General features: G+C 66.5%; 16 protein-coding genes. 9 read left to right on the top strand and 7 right to left on the bottom strand.

Features of this window, described 5'->3' with window-relative positions:
• Window positions 1–30: 30 nt before the first annotated feature.
• Window positions 31–573 carry a hypothetical protein gene (locus tag LZ605_RS13760; protein ID WP_249842131.1) on the top strand — a complete coding sequence of 181 codons (543 nt, stop codon included), beginning with the start codon at window positions 31–33 and terminating at the stop codon, window positions 571–573.
• A 46-nt stretch (window positions 574–619) separates the two neighbouring features.
• Here LZ605_RS13760 and LZ605_RS13755 read toward each other — a convergent pair whose 3' ends face one another.
• Window positions 620–1,789, bottom strand: a complete 1,170-nt coding sequence (locus LZ605_RS13755; protein WP_249842130.1) for a PQQ-dependent sugar dehydrogenase — start codon at window positions 1,787–1,789, stop codon at window positions 620–622.
• Between the two features lie 167 nt (window positions 1,790–1,956).
• On the opposite strand from LZ605_RS13755, the gene yiaA reads away from it, so the two are divergent.
• Window positions 1,957–2,412, top strand: a complete 456-nt coding sequence (gene yiaA, locus LZ605_RS13750; protein ID WP_049426932.1) for an inner membrane protein YiaA — start codon at window positions 1,957–1,959, stop codon at window positions 2,410–2,412.
• A 104-nt stretch (window positions 2,413–2,516) separates the two neighbouring features.
• On the opposite strand, the gene LZ605_RS13745 is transcribed toward yiaA, so the two are convergent.
• The 6 genes from LZ605_RS13745 to LZ605_RS13720 form a co-directional block, all read right to left on the bottom strand.
• Window positions 2,517–2,840 (bottom strand): hypothetical protein, encoded by a 324-nt coding sequence (locus LZ605_RS13745; protein ID WP_249842129.1) that lies wholly within the window; start codon window positions 2,838–2,840, stop codon window positions 2,517–2,519.
• A 110-nt stretch (window positions 2,841–2,950) separates the two neighbouring features.
• Window positions 2,951–4,252, bottom strand: a complete 1,302-nt coding sequence (locus LZ605_RS13740; RefSeq protein WP_249842128.1) for an APC family permease — start codon at window positions 4,250–4,252, stop codon at window positions 2,951–2,953.
• On the bottom strand, window positions 4,249–5,010 hold the full coding sequence (locus LZ605_RS13735) for a L,D-transpeptidase family protein (RefSeq protein WP_249842127.1): 762 nt from the start codon (window positions 5,008–5,010) through the stop codon (window positions 4,249–4,251). Before LZ605_RS13735 ends, LZ605_RS13740 begins: the two co-directional genes overlap by 4 nt.
• Before the next feature lie 15 nt (window positions 5,011–5,025).
• Window positions 5,026–5,874 (bottom strand): MurR/RpiR family transcriptional regulator, encoded by an 849-nt coding sequence (locus LZ605_RS13730; RefSeq protein ID WP_249842126.1) that lies wholly within the window; start codon window positions 5,872–5,874, stop codon window positions 5,026–5,028.
• A 427-nt stretch (window positions 5,875–6,301) separates the two neighbouring features.
• The gene (locus LZ605_RS13725; RefSeq protein WP_249842125.1) at window positions 6,302–7,396 is read right to left on the bottom strand and encodes a dipeptide epimerase; all 1,095 of its coding nucleotides are present in this window, start codon (window positions 7,394–7,396) and stop codon (window positions 6,302–6,304) included.
• Window positions 7,393–8,847: an SH3 domain-containing protein gene (locus LZ605_RS13720; protein ID WP_249842124.1), complete on the bottom strand. Its 1,455-nt coding sequence runs from the start codon at window positions 8,845–8,847 to the stop codon at window positions 7,393–7,395. The genes LZ605_RS13725 and LZ605_RS13720 overlap by 4 nt, the downstream gene beginning before the upstream one ends.
• Before the next feature lie 132 nt (window positions 8,848–8,979).
• Here LZ605_RS13720 and LZ605_RS13715 point away from each other — a divergent pair, with 132 nt between their 5' ends.
• The 7 genes from LZ605_RS13715 (at window position 8,980) to LZ605_RS13685 (ending at window position 17,645) form a co-directional block, all read left to right on the top strand.
• On the top strand, window positions 8,980–10,452 hold the full coding sequence (locus LZ605_RS13715) for a transglutaminase-like domain-containing protein (protein ID WP_249842123.1): 1,473 nt from the start codon (window positions 8,980–8,982) through the stop codon (window positions 10,450–10,452).
• Between the two features lie 51 nt (window positions 10,453–10,503).
• Window positions 10,504–13,503: a TonB-dependent receptor gene (locus LZ605_RS13710; RefSeq protein ID WP_249842122.1), complete on the top strand. Its 3,000-nt coding sequence runs from the start codon at window positions 10,504–10,506 to the stop codon at window positions 13,501–13,503.
• Window positions 13,491–15,077, top strand: a complete 1,587-nt coding sequence (locus LZ605_RS13705; RefSeq protein WP_249842121.1) for a serine hydrolase domain-containing protein — start codon at window positions 13,491–13,493, stop codon at window positions 15,075–15,077. Before LZ605_RS13710 ends, LZ605_RS13705 begins: the two co-directional genes overlap by 13 nt.
• Window positions 15,010–15,723, top strand: a complete 714-nt coding sequence (locus tag LZ605_RS13700; protein WP_249842120.1) for a M15 family metallopeptidase — start codon at window positions 15,010–15,012, stop codon at window positions 15,721–15,723. Before LZ605_RS13705 ends, LZ605_RS13700 begins: the two co-directional genes overlap by 68 nt.
• Window positions 15,724–15,787: 64 nt before the next feature.
• The gene (locus tag LZ605_RS13695; RefSeq protein WP_249842119.1) at window positions 15,788–16,159 is read left to right on the top strand and encodes a hypothetical protein; all 372 of its coding nucleotides are present in this window, start codon (window positions 15,788–15,790) and stop codon (window positions 16,157–16,159) included.
• A 232-nt stretch (window positions 16,160–16,391) separates the two neighbouring features.
• A complete protein-coding gene (locus LZ605_RS13690) occupies window positions 16,392–16,808 on the top strand; it encodes an EF-hand domain-containing protein (protein ID WP_249842118.1) in 417 nt (138 codons plus the stop codon).
• 84 nt (window positions 16,809–16,892) lie between these two features.
• Window positions 16,893–17,645, top strand: coding sequence for an HAD family hydrolase (locus LZ605_RS13685; RefSeq protein WP_249842117.1), 753 nt, complete (start codon window positions 16,893–16,895; stop codon window positions 17,643–17,645).
• The last annotated feature ends 23 nt before the right edge of the window (window positions 17,646–17,668 follow it).

The raw sequence follows: 17,668 nt of genomic DNA, 5'->3' as shown, positions 1-17,668 counted from the left end.
ATCGGGCTTTCGATCCGATGGAGTCCGCGCATGCGCAAGATTGCTTTCCTGATGACGGCCCTGCTGCTGGCGGCCTGTTCGCAGCCACCCGCGCCGGCCGAACCCGCGGCCGACGCACCGCCGCCGATGCATGCCAGTGCCGCGGCAACGCCGGCTGCACCTGCGACTGAGCCAGCCGCCACTGCGCCGGCTGTGCCCGCAACGCAGGCGCCTGCCGATGACGCGCGTGCCCGCATCGACAGCGTGCTGGGCGACGCGGCGCAATACGAAAAGGTGTTCAATGCGTTCAAGACGGCCGTGGTTGGCGGTGATCGCGCTGCCGTGGTCGAGGAAGTGCACTTCCCGCTGAACATCGCCGATGGGAAGAAGATCACCGGTCCGGGTGAGTTCCAGCGCAACTACGAGAAGATCATCACCCCGGCGGTGGTCAAGGCAGTGTCCGAACAGGACTTCGGCAAGGTCTTCGTCAACCAGCAGGGCGTGATGATTGGCAATGGACAGGTGTGGTTGAACGGGCAGTGCCTGGACCCGGCCTGCACGAAGACCGAGGTGAAGGTCATCACCATCCAGTAAACGGAAACGGCCCCGCATGCGGGGCCGTTCCGGGAAAAAGTTCCGATCAGGCTTTCGGCGTCAGCTTCAGCAGGCGTGCCTTGCTGCCGTCTTCCAGCAGCCACAACGCGCCATCCGGGCCCTGTTCCACTTCGCGGATGCGCTCGCCCATGTTGAAGCGTTCGGCTTCGCGCGCGCTGTCGCCGTCGAAGGTCACGCGCACCAGCGAGGTCGACGACAGGCCGCCGATGAAGCCGCTGCCCTTCCATTGCGGGAACAGCGTGCCGCTGTAGATCACGAAGCCGGCCGGCGAGATCACCGGTGTCCAGGTCACCTTCGGTGCAGCAAATTCCGGGCGGGTGCTGTGGTCGGGAATCGGGCGGCCGTCGTAGTGGTCGCCATTGGAAACCACCGGGTAGCCGTAGTTGGCACCGCGCACGATCAGGTTCAGTTCGTCGCCGCCGGCCGGGCCCATCTCATGCGCCCACAGCTTGCCGTTGGCATCGAAGGCCATGCCGAGGATGTTGCGGTGGCCCAGCGACCAGACCTGCGCGGCCACGCCGCCCTGCGAGGCGAACGGGTTGTCGGCTGGCAGGCTGCCATCGTCGTTGAGGCGCACGATCTTGCCGAGGTTGCCGCCCATGTCCTGCGCCGGATCGAACTTCTGCCGCTCGCTGGAGCTGATCCACAGCTTGCCGTCCGGGCCGAAGGCGAGGCGGTGGCCGTAGTGGCCTTCGCCACTGACCTTGGGGCTCTGCCGCCAGATCACCTTCAGGTCCTTGAGCTGGCCAGCGCCGCTTGCGTCCAGCGTCAACGTCGCACGGGCCACGGCGGCACCGCGGGTGTCCAGCGTGCCTTCCTCGGCATAGCTGAGGTAAACAACATGATTCCGGGCGAAATCGGGGTGCAGGATGATGTCGCCAAAGCCCCCCTGGCCACCGTAGGCCACCTTGGGAACGCCGGTGATCTCGTGCTTCTGGCCGCTGGCCAGGTCCAGGTGCTGCAGCTTGCCGCGCTTCTCGGTGACCAGCAGGCTGCCGTCAGGCAGGAAGGTCATCGCCCACGGCTGGTCGAAACGGCTGACTTCGGTGGCGGTGAACGGGCGCTGGTCGGTGGCGGCGGAGGCTGCCGGTGCGACGGCCTGGGCGCCGTTGGCGGCCGGGTCGGCGGCGTTGCAGGCGGAGGTGGCGAGGATCGGCACCAGGCCGAGGGCGAGCAGCAGGGAGGTGCGGGTCATGGGTATCTCCAGGGCGGGGATGCGGATGGCCGGGCTGTCCCTTGTACACCACCCGGCGTGTGACCGTCGTGGCCCGAAGGTCCTGCGCCCCCTGTGCGACGACGGCCGGATCGACTAGGGTGGGCACGCCCGGGCAAAGCATGCCCGCCTGCCTGCAAGGATCCGCAATGAACACTGCCATGCCGCACAAGCCGTCCACCGCCTTCATCGCCGCCTCCTGGGTTGCCCTGCTGCTGGGAGCGGCGGCCTACCTGATCGGCCTGTTCAACGCCGCCACCATGGCGCTCAACGAAAAGGGCTACTACCTGACCCTGCTGCTGTTCGGCCTGTTCGCAGCGGTATCGCTGCAGAAGAGCGTGCGCGACCGCGTCGAGGGTATTCCGGTGAGCGCGCTGTACTACGCACTGTGCTGGTTCGCGTTGCTGTCGGCGCTGATGCTGCTGCTGGTTGGCCTGTGGAATGCCACCCTGGCATCGAGCGAGAAGGGCTTCTACGGCATGGCGTATGCGCTGTCGCTGTTCGGTGCGGTGGCCGTGCAGAAGAACACCCGCGACCTCATCGCCGCAGGTGGTGGTGAGAGCAAGCGCAGCGCGGTCGTGCCGCCGCTGCCGGAACAGGAGTGACTCCGCAGAGCCGAGCCCATGCTCGGCTCTCCTGCCGCATCTGTAGCGCCGAGTCATGCTCGACTCCCAGCCGAGCATGGGCTCGGCTCTACACGAGCATGGCGTTATCGCTTCAACCGCGGGTCCGCCAGCTGCGCGTCTTCCCAGCCACGGCGCACCGCATTGCGTGCCTGTGCCCATTCCAGCCGGCTGCGGCCACGTTCGCCGGCCCAGCGCGATTCCAGCTCGGCTTCCACCTGTTCGTAGGCGCGGATCATGTCCTGCGCGCGGGCCGCGTGGCCGATGCGGTAGGCCGGTTCGTAGTCCTCGAAGAACAGCTGGTCGTCGTAGTACGGCTCGGCGCTGTAGCGCTCGCGCCAGTAATTGCTGACCGCATCACGCGACGTGCTGTCATCCGGTACGCGGCCAGGGATCTGGTACTCGGTCATGGAAGGCTCCGTTGTGTACGAAGCCTGATCGTGCCTGGGTGGCGGTTAACGGCCCGGTCCGGCAGTGTGATCACCAGATCAATCCGCCGGGCATGGCCCGGCGCTACCAGTTACCCGGCGTCGGCATCCTTGCGCGGCAGCTTGTAGATCACCGCGCCGATGGCAAATGCCACCAGCGCAGCGGCGATGTTCTGCCAGCTGGCACTGGCGAACAGCGCCACGCACAGCAGCAGTGCCAGCACCGGAATCAGCGGCCCACCGGGCAGCTTCAATGCGCCCGGGCGGTCGGCGTAGCGCTTGGCCAGCACCAGCACCGCAGCGGCGGTACCGATGTAGGCAAACAGGCGCGTGGTCATCGACAGCAGTGCCAGCTGCACGAACGAGCCGGACAGCGCCAGCCCGAGTGCAATCAGGCCCTGGCACAGGATCGATGCGGCCGGGGTGTGGAAGCGCGGATGTACCTGCGCCAGGATCTTCGGGCCGTAGCCATCGCGTGCCAGCGCGAACAGGAAGCGCGGGCCCATCATCATCGTGTTGCTGTTGGTGCCGAGGATGGAGATGGTGGCACCGACCGTCAGGATCAGCGCCAATGCTTCGCCACCGAAGCCGGCGGCGGCATCGGCCAGCGGCGTGGCCGAGCTGGCCAGGCCGGCCAGCGTACCCTGTGCCACCACCTGTACCGCGCCGTAGATGACGGTGACGGTGATGATCATGGTGATCAGCGCGAACGGAATATCGCGACGCGGGTTGCGGTATTCGCCGGCGGCCGCGGGGATGTTCTCGAAACCGGCGTAGGCGTACAGCAACAGCAGCGCGGCCTCGCCCATGCGCTGCAGGTCATGCGGGTCCGGGCGCTGGCCGGAGAAGGCCAGCTGCGGGTCGATGTAGAACGCGCCGATGGCCACGAACAGCAGCAGCGGCAGCATCTTGCCGATCACCAGCACCACGCCGGTACGCGCGGCCGAACGCACGCCGATGATGTTGATGCCGGTGAGGAAGCCCAGCGACACCACGATCACCGCGATGCGGCCCAGGCCAGCACCGGCCCACGGCCAGAAACGCGCAACTGCATCGGCCAGCGCGTTGCTGAGCGCAGCGGCCGAGCTGATGCGGGTCAGCCAGATCATCCAGCCGATCTCGAACCCGGCGAAGCGCCCGAACGCCTCGCGGGCATACAGGTAGCTGCCGCCGGGCTCATCGAAGTAGCTGGCGGCCTGCGCGTAGCACAGCACCAGCAGGGCCACGACGATGCCTGCGGCAACCACGCCCCACAGGCTGAACGGGCCGAGCAGGGCGACGGTGGCGGCCGGCAGCAGGTAGATACCGCTGCCGATCACATCGTTGATCGACAGGCCGACGATCTGCCAGCGGCTGACCGCGCGCTGCAGCTGCGGTTCGTCTGGCGCGCTCAACGGGCGTCTCCGCTCAGTGCGGGCAGCTGCCACTGCGCCTGCAGCCGCTTGTACTCGGCGCGTGGCAGCAGCACGAAGCGCGGCGTATCCTGCGGCCGCAACCAGTCCAGCAGGGCCTGCATGCGCGCCTGCGGCATGGCGGTGCAGCCGGCAGTGGCTTCGCCGGGCTGGCGCCACAGGTGGGCGAAGATGCAGCTGCCCTTGCCGGGCTGGTTGTCGGGATTGTGGGCGATCACGAAGCCTTCCTGGTAACGCACGTCGCCCTTGGTGTGCAGGTCCAGCCGCATCGGTTCGGTGGAGCCTTCCACGGCCGCCTTGCCCACCTTCTTCGCGTCGACGATGCGGTTGTAGAACGGCGAGCCGGGTACGTCCATGCAGTAGCTGCTTTCAAGCATCGGCTGGTAGGCCATGGCCGTGCCTGGGCGTGTGACGGCATAGCCGAACGCGCTGCCGAGCGCGAACACGCCCGCAGGGCTGCGGCCATCGCCTTCCTGCTTCTGCGGGCCGTCGGCCTGCGCCGGATGCAGGCCCAGCCCCCAGGCGCTGCCGGTGCGGCCGAGGGCCACCGGGAACGCCTGGCCATGCGCGTGCCAGCCCTTGCCGTCGCGCACATAGGCCTGCAGCTGCCCCTGGGGGCTGTCCCAGCCTTCGCTGGTGACCACGATCAGCTGGCGCGCCCCATCCAGCGGCGCAGCATGGACGGACACCGCCGCAGCAAGCAGCAGCGCAGCGGTAGCGAGGCGGACCAGCGATTTCATCAACAGGTGCTCCGGTCAGGAATCCAGCAGGTGGTCGATCCGCTCCAGGTTCACCGCCAGCTGCTGCTGGCGGTCCGGATTGGTGTGGCAGAGCAGCACGAACAGGAAATCGAGCAGGGCGTGCATGGCGCTACGGTACAGCAGCTGCGCCACCTGCGGCGTGCGATCGTGTGCGCACACCACCAGTGCTGCATCCGCATGCGCGCGCAGCGGGTTGGCGGTGTGGCGGGTGATGGAAATCACCTTGCCGCCCATGTCCTGGAACTGGCGCGACAGCTGCGAAAGCTGGGGCAGGTTGCCGAATTCGGAGAACACCAGCAGCACATCGCCGGGGCGTGCGGCCGACAGGTTGGCCAGCATCAGGATCGGGTCGGTATGCGGCACCACCAGCAGGCCGAGCAGCGACAGCCGCATGGCGAACTCGCGGGCATACAGGCCATCGTCACCCAGGCCGTACACGAACAGCTTGGGCGCGTCGTCGAGCAGCTGCACGATGCGTTCGATCTCTTCGCGCGGATTGGCCTGTCGGGTCTCTTCCTCAGCCTGTGCCTTGCTGCGGCGCAGGGCCTCGCCCAGGCGAAGGTAGTCATCGCCGCTGTCGGGTTCGCTGGGCGCCTGCTGCGGATCGGCACCGGCGCGGGCCACATCCTGGCCGATCGAGTACTTCAGGTCCGGGTAGCCCTTGAAGCCGAGCTTCTGGCTGAACTTCACCACGCTGGACTGGCTGATGCCCAGCGCGCTGGCCAGCTGCTGCGAAGAGTAGTCGCGCAGCAGGTGGGCGTTGTCGAGGATGAAATCGGCAATGCGGCGTTCGATGGCCGACATCTGCCCGCGCTCGGAACGGATCTTCAGCAAGGGCGGCATGCGGGGCGTCCGGACATGGATAGGCGCGTTGCGGTTGGCAGCGTAGGGCGTGTCATGGAATGGGTCGGGCGGGTGGGATGTGCAGGGGACGCCGTGAATCCATCCATGGAGGCTTGGCCGCGCCATCCATGGCGCGGACACCCCTGCAAATCCCACCCGCCCGACCCCGGACAGATCGCGCGCGTGCCAGCCGCGAAGAGGATACGGGGTAGGGCAGAAGCAGGAGCATCCACGCATGGCGTGGATCTACCCGGAGCTGCTGTTGAGTCCGCCTTGTAGCGAGCCGAGCACCGCAGGGCACCGGCGTGCGTAGCACGTCGGCTCGCGGCCGGCGGAGCGTTTCTTTTGGTTACTTTTCTTTTCGCGAAAAGAAAAGTAACGCCCGACCCAATGTCAGTTGCATGCCAGGTCAGCCGCAAGGCAGAGATCAACCCAGCATCTCCAGCCCGCGCACTTCGGTGATGCCCAGCCCCGGCACATCGCTGACGCTGATCTCCGATTCGTTGAAGTGCACGCCGCCGCTGACTGGATCGAACTGGCCCAGCGACGGGCCGTCCAGATCGACCTTGGTGATCACATCGCTCTTGGCCACCGCCAGGTGCACGGCAGCGGCGACGCTGATGCTCGATTCGATCATGCAGCCGATCATGCACGGCACACCGTAGATGCCGGCGATGTCGGCAATGCGGATCGCGTTGGACAGGCCGCCGGTCTTCATCAGCTTGATGTTGATGATGTCGGCGGCGCGCTGCTGGATCAGGTCCATCACCTGGCTCGGGCTGAACACGCTTTCGTCAGCCATCACCGGTGTATTGACCCGGTCGGTGACGTACTTCAGGCCGCTGATGTCGGCCGCCTTCACCGGCTGCTCCAGCAGCTCCAGCACCACGCCGGCTTCTTCCAGAGTGCGCATGGCATGCACCGCCTGCTTGGCGGTCCAGCCCTGATTGGCGTCCAGGCGCAGCAGGGCGCGGCCCTCGACGGCGGCATGGATCGCCTTGACCCGTTCGATGTCCAGGCCGATGTCCTTGCCGACCTTGATCTTCAGCGACTCGAAACCGCGGTCGATCGCCGACAGCGAATCGGCCACCATCTTGTCGATGTAGTCCACGCTGATGGTGATGTCAGTGGTGATCACCGGGTCGCCGCCGCCGAGCATCTGGTACAACGGCGCACCATGCAGCTGCGCCCACAGATCGTACAGCGCGATCTCCACCGCGGCCTTGGCGCTGGTGTTGCGCTCCATCGCGCCCTGCACCAGGCCGCACAGGCGGTTGAGGTTGACCACGTCCTGGCCGATCAGGCGCGGGGCGATGAAATGGCGGATCGCTTCGATGATCGAGCCGTGCGTATCGCCGGTGATCACCGCCGTGGCCGGGGCTTCGCCATAGCCGGTGTGGCCACTATCGGTGCGGATCAGCACCACCACGTCTTCCACGGTTTCCACCGTGCGCAGGGCGGTCTTGAACGGTGTCTTCAGCGGCACGCGCAGCATGCCCAGTTCGATGGCAGTGATCTTCATTCAGGAGTCTTGGCGCGCAGGCGCTGGATGTTGGTGATGCGGTCGATGTAGCGGACGGTATCGCTGGCCATCATCGGCTCCAGCGGCGTCACCGAAACACCATTGAGGTGGGCCTGCACGCGTTTGCCGTCGGCACCGGACCAGCTGCCGCCTGCCGTATCGTGGATGACCCAGGTACGGCCGTCGACGTGGCCGATGGCCATCATCACGTGGCCGGGTATGTAGACCAGATCGCCCACCTGAAGGTCGGTCACAGCACGGTCGCGCGCGGCCTTTGTGTCCTTGTCGGTGAACGGCAGGCGGTCCAGTGCCGGGCTGACGGCCTGGGCGCTGGTATTGCGCGGCAGCAGCACGCCGAAGCTGCGGTAGATCTCGGAAACGAAACCGCTGCAGTCGCGGGTGTCGTAGTCGTGGCCCCAACCGTAACGCTCGCCGAGGAACTTGAAGGCCTGCTGCAGCAGCAGGCGCGGGGTCAGCGGCAGGTAATCGGCTGCGGTGTCCTGCGAGCGCGGCAGCAGGGCCGGCACCAGCTTCAGGCGCCCGTCGGCCTCGCGTACCGGCAGCTGCACCACCCACGAGGCATGCGCCTGCTGGCCGTTCACCGCTTCGGCGGCGGGCCAGTCGGCCAGCACCGGCAGTCGCACGCCCATCTCCAGCTGCAGGCGCGAGACGCGCGGTTCCTCCGGGGTGTAGGCGGTCTGCGCGGTGGCGCCGGTGACAACGCGGTACGGGCCCTTCGTGCCGTAGCCGAGCACCGTGGCCTTGTCGCCGCCAGCGATCGCATCGGCTTCGATCCACGCGCTGTAGCGCTCGCTGTGCACGAACAGCCAGCGGCCATCGGCGCTGCGATGGACCACCGCCACCTTGTCGCCGGGGAACAGAGCCGACTCCTGGAAGCGGTCGATGTCGGTGTCACCGACGGTGCTGAAGACGCGCTCGCGGGTGGGGAAGGTGCGCAACGCCGCGCGCTTCACCACCAGGCCGTAGGCGGGTGCGACGTGTGCGGGAATCGCATCGAGGCCGAGGTTGGCTTCGATGCCACTGCGCAGCGCAGGCGCGATGGCCTGGCCCCGCTCGTTGAACAGTGCACGCCCGGGCCAGCGCGACAACGCGCTGATGCTGGCGCGTACCTGCGCGGCATCAAGCTGTGCGGGCAGCGCGGCGATGTCCTGGATGTGGCTGTCCTGCGCGCGCATCCGCGCGTTCTGCGCATCGATCTGCGCGCGGTCCATGATCGGCGCATCGGCGTTGTCCAGCCGGGCCGCCCAGTACTGCGGCGTCAGGTAGGCCTCATGCAGGCCGATCACATACGGCAGCGGCGCGCCGGGATCGGGTGCCGGTGCGGCCGGTGCGGCCGGTGCAAAGGCCGGTGCGGCCAGCAGGCACACGGCCAGGGTCAACCGGCGCGGCCATCGCCACTGCCGCAGTGGTTCGCGGGAAGCCAGGATCATGCGCAGCACACCCTCCTCGAATGCCTATTGGAATATTTATTCCTTTCGGCACAGAAAGCAAGAATAAATTATTGACCGGCGTCCCGGCCCGTGTTACACAGCCATTACCACCCGCGCTGGGGAAGTGTCGCTGTGGATCCTGCCGTTCGCAAACCGCGTCTGCTTGCTGCTGCCGGCCTGTGTGCCGCGCTGCTGCTGTGGGCGTCGGCCACGCAGGCGGCCGATGGGCGCAGCAGCCAGCAGCGGGCGCGGCAGACGCAGGTGATCGACCTGATCGGCAGCGGTCGCTTCAACGATGCCCAAGCCCTGCTGGCAACGGCGGCCGATGCTGCCGAAGGCGCCTTCCAGCGCGAACGCATGCGCCGCATCCGCCTGGATTTCAGCCTCGACGAAACCGCCGCCAAGGCCGCTGTGCGGCGCTGGATTCCCGATCTGAGCGACGAAGAATTCGCGCGCTGGGACCAGCTCGGCCTGATCGAACACCTCGATATCGATGGCACGCGCGGGTACTTCAAGCGCGCTCCGTCGAACCTGTTCCTGCTCAGCGACGAAGCACGCGCGCGGCGCCGCGCAGATGCACCGATGCCGCCTCCGGGGCCCAACGAAGTGCTCAATGCGCACCACGCGCGCGTGCTTGCTGCGGCCGAACACAGTGGCCGGGTGGCGGTGCTGCCGCAGCGCATCGAGTTCACCCAATCGCTCACGGTGAAGGCCGATGCCGTGCCGGCCGGCGAGACCGTACGCGCCTGGATTCCCTACCCGCGCGAGATCCCCGGCCAGCAGGAGCAGGTGCAGTGGCTGGGCAGCACGCCGGGCAAGGCACGCGTGGCTCCGGCCAGTACCTTGCAGCGCACCGCCTACCTGGAAGCCAAGGCCGTAGCCGGCAAGCCGACCCGCTTCGAGATCCGCTACGCAGCGACGATCTTCGCCCGGCATACCGCGATCGATCCGGCCAAGGTGCAACCGACCCCGGCCGATCAGGCCTTGAAGCCCTATCTGGCCGAGCAGCTGCCACATGTGCGCTTCACCCCGGCGCTGAAGCTGTTCTCCGACCAGGTGCTGCAGGGCGAGACGCGCCCCCATGAAGTGGTGCGCAAGCTGTTCGCGGCGGTCGACCGCATTCCCTGGGCCGGTGCACGCGAATACTCCACGATCAGCAACATCAGCGATTACGCCTTGCGCGCTGGCCATGCCGACTGCGGGCAGCAGACCCTGCTGCTGATCGCGCTGCTGCGCCTGAACGGCATTCCCGCGCGCTGGCAGTCGGGCATGGTGTTCTCCGACGATGGCAGTGGTTACAACAACCTGCATGACTGGGGGCAGGTCTATCTGGCGCCGTACGGTTGGCTGCCGATGGATGTAACCACCGGCGCGCTGGCCAGCGATGTGCCGGCCCTGCGCGATTTCTACCTGGGTGGCCTCGATGGCTACCGCATCGCCTTCAACGATGATTTCGGCCAGCCCTTCGTGCCGGCCAAACAGCACTACCGCTCGGAAACGGTCGACTCGCAGCGCGGCGAGGCCGAGTGGGCAGGCGGCAACCTGTACTTCGACCAATGGAGCTACGACTTCCAGTGGCGGGTACTGCCAGCCAGGCAACGCTAGCGCGACACCTCGCATTCCACACCATTCAATTCTTGCAGGAGAGAGCAGGGGATGAAGGCTTACAGCATCAAGCGGGCGGCGTTGTGCGTCGCCCTTGGGGCGTGTCTGGGCGTGATCGCGCCCAGCGCATTCGCACAGGATGGTTCGGTGGTCGGCCGATTGGTCAGCGATGCCGGACAGGTACCGGCCGGTGCCACGGTGACCGTACGCAATCCCGCAACGGGGTTCGTCCGCTCCGTGCAGGCCGAGGCCAACGGCAGCTACCGTATTCCGCTGTTGCCGGTCGGTACTTATGACATGGAGGTGAGCCTGCCCGGCGGAGGTGCCAGCCGTGTTGGCCAGGTGACGGTCGGTCTGGGCAGCGCGACCACGGTGAACGTGCCGCTCGGCGCGGTCAGCACGCTGGGCACGGTTGAAGTGCGGGCACCGCAGGTGGTGTCGATGGTGGATGTGAAGTCCACCGAGTCGGCCACCAACATCACCCGCGAAGAACTTTCGCGCCTGCCGGTGGACCGTGACATCACTGCGGTGGCGCTGCTGGCGCCGGGTGCGGTGAAGGGCAAAGGGTCGCTGGGTGGCCAGGGCATTTCCTTCGGCGGTTCGTCGGTGGCCGAGAACACGGTCTACATCAATGGCCTGAACGTCACCGACTTCTACAACCGGGTCGGCTTCTCGTCGGTACCGTTCTCGTTCTACCAGGAATTCCAGGTCAAGACGGGTGGCTACTCGGTGGAGTTCGGGCGCAGCACCGGCGGTGTCATCAATGCGGTGACGCGTTCGGGCAGCAATGATTTCAAGGCGGGTGCCGAGCTGGTGTTCGAGCCTCGCGCGTGGCAGTCGCAGGCACGCGACCGCTACGACGGCAATGGCAGCCGCTACATCACCGCCAGCCGCGACGACTACAGCCGCAGTGCGCTGAACGTGTTCGCCTCCGGTGCGCTGGTGCAGGATCGACTTTTCTTCTTCGGCATGTACGAAGCGCGCGATTACCGCCCGACCTCGACCAACGACGCCGGTACGCGCCTGAGCCAGGGCAAGGCTGATGATCCGTTCTGGGGCGGCAAGATCGACTGGCAGATCACGGACAACCAGATGTTGTCGCTGTTCGGTTTCTCGGACAAAAGCAAGACGCTCACCGATGTCTACGCCTACGACTACGCCACGGGGCAGGCCGTGGGCGAGCGCAGCAACCAGATCTACAACACGGTGGGCGGCAAGAACTGGTCCGGCACCTACAGCTGGCAGGTCAACAACGACCTGACCATGAAGCTGATGTATGGCGAGAACAAGCGCAACCGTGCGCAGAGCTCGTTGATGGACGAGAACTGCAACCGCGTGTTCGACAACCGCACCGCCAGCCAGGGCGTGCCGCCCTCGCTGCAGGGTGACCGCAGCTGCACCAGCAGTTCGCAGCTCGAATCCGCACTGGACACCCGCAAGGCTGCGCGCGCCGATTTCGAATGGACGCTGGGCAACCATCTGCTGCGGTTTGGCCTGGATCGGGAAGAGAACACGTCCGACTACAGCCGCGCCTATCCCGGGCCCGGCGGCCTGCGCTATGACATCTACGCCCGCACGCCCGGTAGTTCGCTCAACGGCGGCGTCGTGCCGGCCAGTGGCCTGGTGGCGCGCACCCGTCGTTATGAAGTGGAGGGTGCCTTCGAGACGATCAACTCGGCCTACTACCTGGAAGACAACTGGCAGGTGACGCCGAATCTGCTGCTGAACATGGGCCTGCGCCTGGAAGCCTTCGACAACAAGGGCGGCGACGGCAGCAGCTACATCAAGATCGACGACATGCTGGCCCCACGCCTGGGATTCTCCTGGGACGTGCGCGGCGACGGCACCACCAAGGTGTTCGGCAACCTGGGCCGCTACTTCCTGCCGGTGGCCAACGTCATCAACATCAAGCAGGCCGGTGGATTCCTCGACGAACGCACCTGGTATGAGTTCCTTGGCTATAGCGGAGCGACCAACAACATCCCGAACCTGGGCGCGCAGATCGGCCCGGTGGACAATTCTCAGGGCGACGGCAGCGTGCCGGACCTGCGTGCGGAAGTGAACCGGGACATGGACCCGGTGTACCAGGATGAGGCGATCCTGGGCTTCCAGCAGATGATCAACGAGGCCTGGTCGGTCGGTGCCAGCGTGACCTACCGCCGGCTGCACAACGCCATCGATGACATGAACATCACCGCGACCGGGCAGTGTGGTGCCATCGACGGGGTGTGGATCATGGGCAATCCGGGCCGGACCAATACCGTATGGGGTGACACCGACTGTGACGGCAGCAATGACGGCTGGATCAGCATCGACACCTCGAAGGAAGGCTGGGCGCTGTACGACGACAACGGCAACTACGTCGGCCAGCGCGGCTGGGTTAAGCCCAAGCGCGACTACAAGGCACTGGAGCTGCAGGTCGACCGCGCCTGGGACGGCAAGTGGGGTTTCAACGCGTCCTATACGCTCGCATACGGTCGCGGCAATGCAGAAGGCCCGGTCAACTCCGATACTGACTTCGCCGATGCCGGGCGTACCGAGAACTTCGACAATCCGTGGGTGAACTACCGCGGCTACGGCTATCTGGCCAACGACCGCCGCCACCAGTTCAAGTTCCGTGGCAGTTATGCCTTGACCGAGAACCTGAGTGTAGCCGCTACGCTGGGCGTGCAGTCGGGCAGCCCGATCACGCGCTTTGGCGCCGGCAACCCGTTCGACGACACCGATTTCCACAGCTACTACGTGTGCGTGTCCAACTGCCAGGCGACGGTTCCGTCCCAGCGCGTGTTCGTGCATTCCCCACGCGGTGGCGACGGGCGTACGCCGTGGACCTACGATCTGGACGTGAGCGTGTCGTACAAGGTGCCGACCCCCACCGACCTGCGCCTGAAGCTGGCGGTGTACAACGTGCTCAACCAGCAGCGCGTGGTGACCGTGGACCAGGACTACGAACCGCAGGACAGCATCGGTACGCTCAACCCGCTGTACCGCTACGGTACCGGCTTCCAGTCACCGCGCTATGCGCAGTTGACCGTGACATGGGCCTACTGAAACCTGTCCGGCATGCACGACGCTGCGTCTGCGTGGCGGCGTGGGCGGTGTTCCCGATTGCCGCGGCGCAGACGACCACGACCGCCTCCATCGATGCCGACGTCGCGGCCATCGTCCAGCACGAGCACCTGCCCGGGCTGGCCATGGCCGTGGTCGACCACGGGCAGGTGGTCTACCAGCACGCCGATGGTATGCGCGGCGATGGTGGCCACATCGATCAGGACACGCTGTTCAAGATCGCCTCCAACAGCAAGGCGATGACCGCCGCGCTGCTGGCGCGGCTGGTGCAGCAGGGCCGGCTGCGCTGGGATGATCCGGTGCAGCGGCACCTGCCAGGTTTCCGCATGCATGACGCGTGGGTGGGCCAGCAGATGCAGGTGCGCGACCTGCTGATCCACAACAGCGGCCTCGGCCTGGGCGCGGGTGACCTGATGCTGTGGCCGGAGCCGAACGCATTCACCCGCGCCGACATCATTGCCGGTCTGGCGCACCTGAAACCGGTCAGCAGCTTCCGCAGCCGCTATGCCTACGACAACCTGATGTATGTGGTGGCCGGCGAAGTGGCGGCCGCTGCCGGTGGCAAGCCATACGACCAGCTGATGCGCGAGCAGGTGTTCGAGCCGCTCGGCATGGACCGTTGCCAGGTCGGGGCATGGCCGGTGAAGCAGGTGGGCAACGTGGCCCAGCCGCATGCCTGGCGCGCGGGCCGCAACGTGGTGGTGAACTCCGATGGTGAAACCAGCCCCGACCTGACGTCGATGGCCGCCGGCGGCATCCGCTGTTCCCTGCGTGACATGACGCGTTGGATGCAGGTGCTGCTGGAGCCTTCCCTGGTCCCTGATTGGCTCAATGCCGAGCAGCGCCGCACGCTGTGGACCCTGCACATGCCGATGCCGCTGGGCGAACGCCAGCGGCGCTGGGACAACGCGCACTTCTACGGCTACGGCTATGGCTGGCGGGTGTCGGACATGGACGGGCAGTGGAAGGTGGCGCACACCGGCACGCTGTCGGGCATGTATTCGTCGCTGGCCCTGCTGCCCGACCGCAAGGTGGGCGTGGTGATGCTGATCAACGGCGAGGGCGAGGACGCACGCACGGCGCTGATGCAGGCGCTGCTGAAGCGCTTCACCGCTCCGCATGATGCGCGCCCGGCCGAGGCCTATCTGGCCGAACTGAAGACCGAGCAGGCCACGCGGGCAGCATCGGGCCATCAGCGACCTGTGACGTCCCCGGCGCAGGCGGCGCGCGCGGTCGATCTGCCGCGCTGGCAGGGCCGTTACCGCGATCCCTGGCTGGGGCCGGCCTCGCTGTGCCCGGGCAAGGACGGCCTGCGTTTCAGCGTGGACAAGTCGCCGAAGCTGCAGAGCGCCGTGCTGCAACAGCAAGGACGCTGGCTGCTGCGCTGGGATACGCTGGGAGACGAAGCGCAGGCATGGCTGCAACCGGGCGAAGGCCCGGTGCCGACGCTGGACCTGCGCGCCATCGATCCGGACATCGACTTCAGCTATGACTTCCAGGACCTGCATTTCACTCGTACTGGCGATTGCCCTGGCCGCGACCGCCCACGCCGCTGAGCCACCCCGCGTTTCGCCGGCCACCGATGCGGCGGAGGCTGGGCTGGTGGAGATCGGCACGCTGTCGCCGCACATCGAGATGGATATCCGCTATGCGACGGCGAACAACTTCACCGGTGCGCGCGTCCCCGGCTACGAGGCGCCGTCCTGCTATCTGCTGGCGCCGGTCGCGAAGGCACTGGCCCAGGTGGAGCAGGACCTGCGCGCGCAGGGCTTCGGCCTGCGTGTTTACGACTGCTATCGACCGGTGCGTTCGGTGCAGGCTTTCATGGCCTGGGTGAACGATCCGAACGAGCGCTCGCGCAAGGCGGTGCAGTATCCAGACCTGGAGAAGCCGCGCCTGCTGGCCGACGGCTATATCGCCGAGCGCTCCGGTCACAGTCGCGGTGCCACCGTAGATCTGGGGTTGCTGGATTGCCGCAGCGGTGGTTGTACGGTGCTGGAGATGGGCACCGACTTCGATTTCTTCGGCCCGCGTGCGCATACGCAGACGACCGGGCTGAGTGAAGCACAGCAGGCGAACCGCCAGCAGCTGGTGCGGGCGATGGCGCGGCGCGGCTTTGTGAACTATCCGCAGGAGTGGTGGCACTACACGTTCCAGCCCGAACCGGACCCCGGCACCGCCTACGACGTTCCCGTGCGGTAGGGGCGACACGGTAGTGCCGGGCGATACCCCTTACACTGGCCGCCTTCCCACCGCTGCCCACCCGATGAACCTTCCCCTGCACTTCGGCCTGCTCGGTACCCTGGAAGCGGGCGCCATCGCTCTGCTGGCCGGCCTGCTGGTGTACCTGCTGTGGTCGCGGTTGTGCCGGCTGCTGCACTGGCCGATGGGCCATGCGATTGGCTGGTCCTGCGTCATCTCGGTGGTGATCTCGGCGGGCATCGATGCGTGGAAGCTGTTCTACATGGGCATCGTGCGCCTGGAATCACCGCTGTACGCGCGCATCTTCCTGTCCACCATCCACGATCCGAACGAACTGGGCAGCCGCGTGGTGCTGGAAATCGCCGGCGCGCTGGCCGGTGTGGCATTGGGATGGGTGATGTTCAGTTCGCGGTCATCGGAAAAAACCGTCGACTGACGCAGGTTTTTCGTTGGCACCCGGTTAAATCCGGGCGCACTGAATGCGCATCTTATGAGCCACTCACCCGCCGCTAACCAGCGCACTAATGCATGCGCGCGGGCCAGTGGTTAATCGCGCGTGTGGGCGCCGGTCGCAGCGCAAAATCGATTCAGAAAGGCGGTGGCAGGGTAGGTGCCGTGCGGAGACAACAGGCCGCGCAACACCATCCAACAGGTAGGAGACACCCCTGATGACTATTCGCAACCGCAAGCCCCTGATCGCCCTGATCGTCGCCGCCGGCAGCGTACTGGCCATTCCGGCGATGGCGCAGTCGGCCAAGCAGCAGGCCGCGCAGGCGCAGAACGAGGCCGCGCAGGCCCAGCAGGCAGCGGCTCAGGCGGGTCAGGCTGCTGACCAGGCGACCAATGCGGCCGCGGCGGCATCGGCGCAGGCCAATGGCGGTGGCCAGACCTGGGCCAGCATCGATACCGATGGCAACGGCACCATCAGCAAGACCGAGGCGCAGGTGAACGCGGGTCTGGCACAGGTGTTCGACCAGGCCGACAGCAACAAGGACGGCGAGTTGAGCGCCGATGAGTACAAGGCCTACGTGGCCGCCCAGCAGGCGGGTGCGGGCGGCGCTGCGCAGGGCGCGCAGGGCAGGTAACACCTGCATCGGGGCGTATGGGAACCCGGGCGGCTGCGGCCGCCCGGGTTTTTCTCGTCACCATGGCCCCTGTATCCTTGGCCGATGAATACCTCCACGCCTGCGCCGTCGCGCGCCATCGGCCTGGTCGGTTTTGACGGTGACGATACGCTGTGGAAGAGCGAGGACTACTACCGCAAGGCCGAGCAGGATTATCTTGACCTGCTGTCGCGCTACGTCGACGTGCATGACACCCAGACCGCGCGCCACCTGCTGGAAGTGCAGCAGCGCCACCTGGGTACCTTCGGCTACGGCGTGAAGAGCATGACCCTGTCGATGATCGAAGCGGCCATCGACATCACCGGCCAGCGCATCGAAGCCAAGGACATCCAGCGCATCCTCGATATCGGCCATGCCACCCTGGGGCATCCGGTCGAGTTGATCGACGGTGTGCGCGAAGCGGTGGCGGCCATCGCCGAGCACTACCCGGTGGTGCTGATCACCAAGGGCGATCTGTTCCATCAGGAAGCCAAGATCAAGGTCGCCAACCTGGCCGAGCTGTTCCCGCGCATCGAGATCGTCTCCGAGAAGGATCCGGAAACCTACGCCCGCGTGCTGTCCGAGTTCGACCTGCCGATGCAGCGCTTTGTGATGGTCGGCAACTCGCTGCGTTCGGATATCGAGCCGGTGGTCACCCTCGGTGGCTGGGGCGTGCATACGCCGTACGCGGTGACCTGGGCGCACGAGACCCAGCACGGCGTGGCCGAGGACGAGCCGCGCATGGTCACCGCCGACAGCGCCCACGATTGGCCGGCCGCGCTGGCCGCGATCGAGGCCAAGGCCGCTGCTGCGGCCTGACAGGAACGGGCGGCTGCGGCAGA

Source organism: Stenotrophomonas maltophilia (assembly GCF_023518235.1).
GTDB lineage: Bacteria > Pseudomonadota > Gammaproteobacteria > Xanthomonadales > Xanthomonadaceae > Stenotrophomonas.
This window is presented reverse-complemented; position numbering and strand designations above follow the sequence as displayed.

Bases quoted from the DNA above. Each gene is read 5' to 3' on its own strand.
- LZ605_RS13760 (WP_249842131.1), top strand. From the start codon at position 31: ATGCGCAAGATTGCTTTCCTGATGACGGCCCTGCTGCTGGCGGCCTGT.
- LZ605_RS13755 (WP_249842130.1), bottom strand. From the start codon at position 1,789: ATGACCCGCACCTCCCTGCTGCTCGCCCTCGGCCTGGTGCCGATCCTC.
- yiaA (WP_049426932.1), top strand. From the start codon at position 1,957: ATGAACACTGCCATGCCGCACAAGCCGTCCACCGCCTTCATCGCCGCC.
- LZ605_RS13745 (WP_249842129.1), bottom strand. From the start codon at position 2,840: ATGACCGAGTACCAGATCCCTGGCCGCGTACCGGATGACAGCACGTCG.
- LZ605_RS13735 (WP_249842127.1), bottom strand. From the start codon at position 5,010: ATGAAATCGCTGGTCCGCCTCGCTACCGCTGCGCTGCTGCTTGCTGCG.
- LZ605_RS13730 (WP_249842126.1), bottom strand. From the start codon at position 5,874: ATGCCGCCCTTGCTGAAGATCCGTTCCGAGCGCGGGCAGATGTCGGCC.
- LZ605_RS13725 (WP_249842125.1), bottom strand. From the start codon at position 7,396: ATGAAGATCACTGCCATCGAACTGGGCATGCTGCGCGTGCCGCTGAAG.
- LZ605_RS13720 (WP_249842124.1), bottom strand. From the start codon at position 8,847: ATGATCCTGGCTTCCCGCGAACCACTGCGGCAGTGGCGATGGCCGCGC.
- LZ605_RS13710 (WP_249842122.1), top strand. From the start codon at position 10,504: ATGAAGGCTTACAGCATCAAGCGGGCGGCGTTGTGCGTCGCCCTTGGG.
- LZ605_RS13705 (WP_249842121.1), top strand. From the start codon at position 13,491: ATGGGCCTACTGAAACCTGTCCGGCATGCACGACGCTGCGTCTGCGTG.
- LZ605_RS13700 (WP_249842120.1), top strand. From the start codon at position 15,010: ATGACTTCCAGGACCTGCATTTCACTCGTACTGGCGATTGCCCTGGCC.
- LZ605_RS13695 (WP_249842119.1), top strand. From the start codon at position 15,788: ATGAACCTTCCCCTGCACTTCGGCCTGCTCGGTACCCTGGAAGCGGGC.
- LZ605_RS13690 (WP_249842118.1), top strand. From the start codon at position 16,392: ATGACTATTCGCAACCGCAAGCCCCTGATCGCCCTGATCGTCGCCGCC.
- LZ605_RS13685 (WP_249842117.1), top strand. From the start codon at position 16,893: ATGAATACCTCCACGCCTGCGCCGTCGCGCGCCATCGGCCTGGTCGGT.